Consider the following 6,858-nt stretch of genomic DNA (forward strand, 5'->3'; position numbering starts at 1 on the left):
TTTTTTTTCAATACTTTTTTTAAGAACGTGCATTTCATTGCGGGTGCAAAAGTAATACGTTTATTCAGTTTTACAAGTCTTTTAGTAAAGTATTTTTGAAGTATTTTTTAATACGTTGATGATGTGTGTTTTGAGTAAATATTTTTTTTACATCAAACGGGCTATTTATTTTTAAATGCAGGAATAAAACACTAATTGTAAGGTTTAAATTAAAAAATCGGATTGTAAATTCAGGGATTTGCAGTTAATTAGAAAGATAAGGTTAGAAAACATACTTTTTAAAACAACTGTTATTTATTTTCGGCTTTAGTTATCCAAAAATTATTAAGATCATTATAATCTATGGGATTGGCTGGGGGTTGATTTATTAATCGCCCTGAATCGAATGCGCGCACTAAAATGGTTTCAATCAAATAATCTTCATTAGATTCATAGGGCAAGTATTGTGTTTTCATATTGATGTCAAACATTCTGGCTGTTGTGTTTGACCAAAAGGCTTTCCAACCGCTTTTAAGGTTTTTAACTAGGTCATAAGTAGTTATACCTGTTTGACGATGTATCAACTTGACTAATATTTGTCCTTGTTTCCGAGAGAGTTTTTTGAGTTTGGCTTCAAATTCATTGGAAAGGTAATCTTCGACAATCTTGAAATATTTCTTTTTTTCCTTACTTGTCTTGAGACTTGCCATTCCCCTATTCAATGAAGTTAATCGCTCTGAGGCTAATTTCGCATAAGGATAAGTAACGTAAACACGATTGCGAAGGATTTGAAATTGCTTTTGAGCTTCGGGATCAAGCTTTCCTTTGTATATTATTATTTCCTCTAAATGAATAGTATCACTAAGTATAGTATCGTTTTCAGTCAAGACATAACCCATTTTAGTGGTGTCTTTTTGAATGACTTGTGCATTGACTGGCATTGATATGAAAAGAAAAAACAATAGAAATTTGATAATCTTCATTTTTTGGGAAAATTTTATGTTACAAAATTATACATTATATGCACAACTGTAATGCCAAATTTATAATTTAGCAAAAAAATAATTTTATGAGCACTGAATCAATATTAAACAAGTCGTCCCTTACCTTTTTAGAAAACTATTTAAACAATGCATCGCCTACGGGTTATGAAAGTTCTGGGCAAAAAATGTGGATGGAATATGTAAAACCTTATGTGGATACTTTCATTACGGATACATACGGAACTGCCGTTGGAATCATTAACCCTGACTTACCTTATAAGGTTGTAATTGAAGGACACGCCGACGAAATTTCCTGGTATGTAAACTATATTACAGATGATGGGCTAATTTATGTCATTAGAAATGGAGGTTCCGATCATCAAATTGCTCCTTCAAAAAGAGTAAATATTCATACCAAAAAAGGAATCGTGAAAGGTGTTTTTGGATGGCCAGCTATTCACACTCGTAATCGCAGTAAAGAAGAAACTCCAAAAATAGACAATTTATTCATTGATATAGGTTGTTCTAAAAAAGAAGAAGTTGATGCATTGGGAGTTCACGTAGGTTGCGTGATTACCTATCCCGACGAATTTATAGTTCTTAACGAAAATAAATTTGTTTGTCGTGCCATCGATAATAGAATGGGGGGATTTATGATTGCTGAAGTAGCACGATTGCTTCACGAAAACAAAGTAAAATTACCTTTTGGATTGTATGTTACCAATTCCGTTCAGGAAGAAGTGGGGCTTCGTGGTGCCGAAATGATTACCAAAACCATCAAACCTAACGTTGCCATCATAACCGATGTTTGCCACGACTCAACTACTCCAATGATTGAAAAGAAAATTGAAGGAGAAATAAAAATAGGTAAAGGACCTGTAATTACTTATGCTCCAGCTGTTCAGAATAATTTGAGAGAACTTATCATAGATACAGCTGATGACAAGAAAATTCCATTTCAGCGATTAGCTTCGTCGAGAGTTACTGGAACTGACACTGATGCTTTTGCTTATAGCAATGGTGGTGTGGCTTCAGCATTGATTTCGTTGCCTTTGAGATATATGCACACAACTGTCGAAATGGTTCATCGCGAAGATGTTGAAAATGTGATAAAACTGATTTATGAAACTTTATTGAAGATGGAAAACAACGAAACTTTTTCTTATTTTAAATAAAATTTTCAGGAGCTAATCGCGCTATAAAGTATGGAATTTTCACTTATATCAGATCTAAAAAAAAAACGCAATTCAAAATTTGAATTGCGTTTTTTAATTAATAGCTAAAAAACTCTATTTTCTACCTTCCAAATATACCAAAACGTTCTTTTCGATTCGGTCATAAATATTAGAAACATCTGCTTTTACGAATTTTTCTCCCAAAATATTCTCGTACAATTCGATATATCTTTCGGAAACGGTTTCTATATATTCATCAGTCATATCTGGAATTTGTTGTCCATCTTGACCTTGAAAACCATTTTCGATTAACCAACGGCGAACAAATTCTTTTGACAATTGTTTTTGTTCTTCTCCCCTATCTTGTCTTTCCTGATAACCATCAGAATAGAAATAACGTGAAGAATCAGGAGTATGAATTTCGTCAATAAGAACAATAACGCCTTCTTTGGTTTTACCAAATTCATATTTGGTATCCACTAAAATTAATCCGCGACTAGCCGCAATTTCTGTTCCTCTTTGAAATAATGCTCTGGTATATTTTTCTAAAACCAAATAATCTTCTTCAGTAACAATTCCTTTTGATAAAATAGCTTCACGTGAAATATCTTCATCGTGGGAACCATTCTCTGCTTTTGTTGTTGGTGTAATTATTGGAGTTGGAAATTTGTCGTTTTCTTTTAATCCTTCCGGCATTGCAACGCCACATATTTCTCTTTTTCCTGCTGCATATTCACGAGCAGCGTGGCCTGAAACATATCCACGAATCACCATTTCTACTTTGAATGGTTCACATAAATGCCCGACTGCCACATTTGGATCTGGAGTTGCTATTAACCAATTGGGAACAATATCTTGAGTAAGCTCCATAAATTTGGTAGCAATTTGGTTTAGGATTTGACCTTTATAAGGAATTCCTTTTGGCAAAACCACATCAAAAGCCGAAAGCCTATCTGTGGCAACCATTACTAAAAGCTCGTCATTGATATTATAAACTTCCCTTACTTTGCCTCGATATACTGATTTTTGACCAGGAAAATTAAAATTAGTTGTAGTTATTGTGTTCATTGTTGTTGTGTTGATTTATGAATGCAAATTTAGTAATATTTTTAAGGTAAAATGCACGAAATCTATTTAGATTTATTTTTTCAATTTGAACTAAGACAAAAGCATTTTTGATAAATATTTTGCCACACCATCATTATCATTTGAAGGAATCACTTCAAGATGAGAGAGTTTGCTTTTCAATGCTTCGACTGCATTTTCCATAATCAATGCTTTCCCAGTAGCCAAAAGCATTTTTTCGTCATTGAAACCATCTCCAAAAGATATAGATTGCTCAAAAGAAAAATTCTCTTTTTCCAATATTTTCAAAATAGCTACACTTTTATCAACTGATTTATCCATAAATTCCAAACAAAATGGAAGACTAAAAGCGTAATGAAAATCATCTGAATGATTTACCAAAATTCTATCTTTTAATTCAACTAATTTATGATGATCGTTATGCGTAAAAAATAATTTTATAGCGCTTAAATCTTCAATAGCACTAAAATCGACTATTTCGGGAGGATAATTCATTTCCGTTTGAAAACTGTTGAGCTTTTCATTGTCTTTATTGGTTTGCCAAACTTCTTCTCTAAAAACTACGGTAGTAAATTCAGAGTCGATTTCTAATGCCAAAACAGATTTTATGGCGTCACTTTTTATATCGAAAGAAAAAAGCAATTCTTTTTTTGGCGAATGAATACGAGCCCCATTTGAAGTTACCAAGTAAACCGGACAACCTAAACTTTCAACAATTGGAAATGCGTCGAGATGATGCCGACCTGTTGCGACAATTATCAGATAATTTTCTTGGTGAAGTTGTTGAAAAACAGATTTAGTATAATCGGAAATTTTATGTTCAGCATTGAGTAAAGTGCCGTCTAAATCACTTATTATAACTTTGATACTTTCTTTATTGGTCATTTTAAATTTCTATTTAACAGTAACAAATTTACTTTATTTCCTATTTTGGAACAAAGAAAAAAATAGGATACATTTATAATTATCATCTATAAAAAAATATAGTTTATTTTAAAACATACTTTCTAATCAAGATATTAAACAATTTGTAACCTAAAAATTTTCGTAAATATTTCATCAAGTGAGCATCAAAACCTATAGAATAACGCCTGAATTTTCTAGAGGGATTTTCGGCAATTTTATACAATTTTTCAACTATTGCATCGGTTAACTGATGATTATCATTCGTTTTTTCATCCATTATATTGTTAATGCTATCCATCATCACATTGTAAGAATCAATGGAAATCGTTTCGCATTTAGTAACGTTCTTCTGAAAATTTGTTGGCGCATTGCCAAATTGAACCGTACACACACTAATATTAAAATCCATTAACTCATAAGCCATACATTCTGAAAAACTTTCGACCGCCTTTTTTGTAGCGTGATAAAAACTCCCCAAAGGTAAATTTACCAAACCAGCAATAGACGAAATATTAATAAATTGCCCTTTCTTTTGTTCCCGAAAATGAGGTATAAATGCTCGGCAAACTTTTACTACTCCAAGCCAATTGACATTAACAATGGCATCGATTTTAGAATCTTCAGATAATTCTACAAAACTTCGATAACCAACTCCAGCATTATTAATAACTAAATCAATTGATTTGAAATCGTTGAGAATGGCAGTTTTAGCCTTTTCAATACTTTCTTGAGAGGTTACATTTAGTTCATAGCATTTAATATTGGGAATGTCTTTAAAAACATCGGCTTCTTTAATACAAATCATTGTTGCGATGACATTCCAGCCATTTTTAGAAAAATGAATTGCAATTTCTTTACCTAATCCTCCTGAAGCTCCTGTTATAATTATATTCTTCAATCTATTTATTTAAATGTCGTTTTGGATTCTATTTTAAAGTGTCAAAAAATGGTTCTAGAAATTAATTTTTCTAATGATTGTTGTTTTCTTTAAAAAATGCGACCCCAATTGGGGTCGCATTTTCAAGTAATAATTGCGAAAATTACATAAAATCTTTTAAAACATACTCTTAACTTGATATAATTTAGAATAAAATTAAAAACTTAATCGTGATTCTCAATCATTTTATAAGCATCAATAACTTTTTTAACTAAGCGGTGACGTACAATATCTTTATCATCTAAATAAATAATTCCAATTCCTTCTACATCTTTCAAAACCAAAATAGCTTCTTTCAGTCCAGAAATTGTTCTTCGAGGTAAATCGACTTGACCCGGATCACCGGTAATCATAAACTTGGCGCTTTTTCCCATACGAGTCAGAAACATTTTCATTTGGGAATGGGTTGTATTCTGCGCTTCATCGAGAATTACGAAGGCATTGTCCAAGGTTCTTCCTCGCATAAATGCCAATGGAGCAATCTGTATAATTCCCTTCAAAATATAATCCTCGAGTTTTTCGTTAGGTAACATATCGCGCAAAGCGTCATACAAAGGTTGCATATACGGATCTAGTTTTTCCTTCATATCTCCAGGAAGAAAACCGAGATTTTCACCTGCTTCAACTGCCGGACGAGTTAAAATTATTCTTTTAACTTGTTTTTCTTTCAATGCTTTTACCGCCATAGCAACTCCAGTGTATGTTTTTCCAGTTCCAGCTGGACCAACAGCAAAAACCATATCATTTTTGTTCATCGTATCAACCAACAATTGTTGGTTGGGCGTCATTGCTTTAATGATTTTCCCGCCAACTCCGTGAACTAAAATTTTATCGTTACCAAACGTTTTAACATCATCTTGGGCTGTACTTTGAATAACACGTTCGATAACATTGTCGTCGATATTGTTGTATCGTGTAAAGTGAAGCATCAAGCGATTAAAGCGATTTTCGAATTCATCTAGCACTTCTTTTTCACCAAAAGCCTTCAGAGTTGTACCTCTGGCAACAATCTTCAATTTGGGATAGTACTTTTTAATTGTTTCAAGATGAGAGTCTTGAGCACCCCAAAAATCTTTTGGAGCGATGTCTATGAGCTCGATGATTCTTTCGTTCAAAAGCGGTAGTTTTAAGTTATTAATTTAAGGTAAATCGCAATCCAAGTCCATTTGAATTGGTAATTATATCTAGTTTTGGTTTATTGTATCCTGTCGTCAATTGATTGTTATAATCTGTTACAACATTTTTAATCTTCTTCGAAAAGCCTATCTTGACGGGAATTGCCACTACTAAAGCCGCTAATCCGACATAAGTTAATGCAGAAGGATAGTTTCTGTCCGATTGTATCGTATTACCTGAAACTGTCGTATTTCCATCAGTACTTGCGCCAACTAATACATCAGTAGTTAATAAGCCAAATCCCCCTATTAGTAAAATATTCCCAATAGTTTTCTTTGTCCTTCCAGCATTATAATCAGCCAATAATTTTTCGCTATTTGCTAATAATTCCCTGACTTGGTCTGGAGAAATTTTTTGATTTTCGGAATTTAAAATAGTACCATTAGACTTATAAACTAATTTTTGAGAAAACGATTGTAAACTACAAACGAAAAAAAACAGGATAACTAATTGTTTAATCATAAATGGGTTTTGTTTTTAAATTCTAATTAAATAAAGCCGAAAATACTTTAGCTTTGCATTTCTCAAATTTAATGAGTTTTAGCTTGCATTCGCTTTTTATTTATAAACAATTTTATGTCAATAATTACCCTTACCACCGATTACGGCTTGAAAG

At 32.5% G+C, this 6,858-nt stretch carries 7 protein-coding genes; 1 reads left to right on the forward strand and 6 read right to left on the reverse strand.

Going from position 1 to position 6,858, the window contains the following annotated elements; all coding sequences use genetic code 11:
- Positions 1–290: 290 nt before the first annotated feature.
- Complete coding sequence (locus PHC28_RS13670) at positions 291–962, reverse strand: DUF4294 domain-containing protein (RefSeq protein ID WP_300101652.1); 672 nt, start codon at positions 960–962, stop codon at positions 291–293.
- A gap of 86 nt (positions 963–1,048) precedes the next feature.
- Here PHC28_RS13670 and PHC28_RS13675 point away from each other — a divergent pair, with 86 nt between their 5' ends.
- On the forward strand, positions 1,049–2,137 hold the full coding sequence (locus PHC28_RS13675; protein ID WP_300101655.1) for a M42 family metallopeptidase: 1,089 nt from the start codon (positions 1,049–1,051) through the stop codon (positions 2,135–2,137).
- Positions 2,138–2,251: 114 nt separating this feature from the next.
- Here the strand turns inward: PHC28_RS13675 and PHC28_RS13680 are convergent, their stop codons facing one another.
- From PHC28_RS13680 to PHC28_RS13700, 5 genes are all read right to left on the reverse strand, one after another.
- Entirely contained in the window at positions 2,252–3,205 is a 954-nt protein-coding gene (locus tag PHC28_RS13680) for a phosphoribosylaminoimidazolesuccinocarboxamide synthase (protein WP_300101658.1), read from the reverse strand.
- A 90-nt stretch (positions 3,206–3,295) separates the two neighbouring features.
- Positions 3,296–4,108: a Cof-type HAD-IIB family hydrolase gene (locus PHC28_RS13685; RefSeq protein WP_300101661.1), complete on the reverse strand. Its 813-nt coding sequence runs from the start codon at positions 4,106–4,108 to the stop codon at positions 3,296–3,298.
- Between the two features lie 103 nt (positions 4,109–4,211).
- Positions 4,212–5,027, reverse strand: coding sequence for an SDR family NAD(P)-dependent oxidoreductase (locus tag PHC28_RS13690; RefSeq protein WP_300101663.1), 816 nt, complete (start codon positions 5,025–5,027; stop codon positions 4,212–4,214).
- 203 nt (positions 5,028–5,230) lie between these two features.
- Positions 5,231–6,181: a PhoH family protein gene (locus PHC28_RS13695; protein ID WP_300101666.1), complete on the reverse strand. Its 951-nt coding sequence runs from the start codon at positions 6,179–6,181 to the stop codon at positions 5,231–5,233.
- Positions 6,182–6,200: 19 nt separating this feature from the next.
- Positions 6,201–6,704, reverse strand: a complete 504-nt coding sequence (locus tag PHC28_RS13700; protein WP_300101668.1) for a hypothetical protein — start codon at positions 6,702–6,704, stop codon at positions 6,201–6,203.
- Positions 6,705–6,858: the final 154 nt, after the last annotated feature.

The organism is Flavobacterium sp. (assembly GCF_028712645.1).
GTDB lineage: Bacteria > Bacteroidota > Bacteroidia > Flavobacteriales > Flavobacteriaceae > Flavobacterium.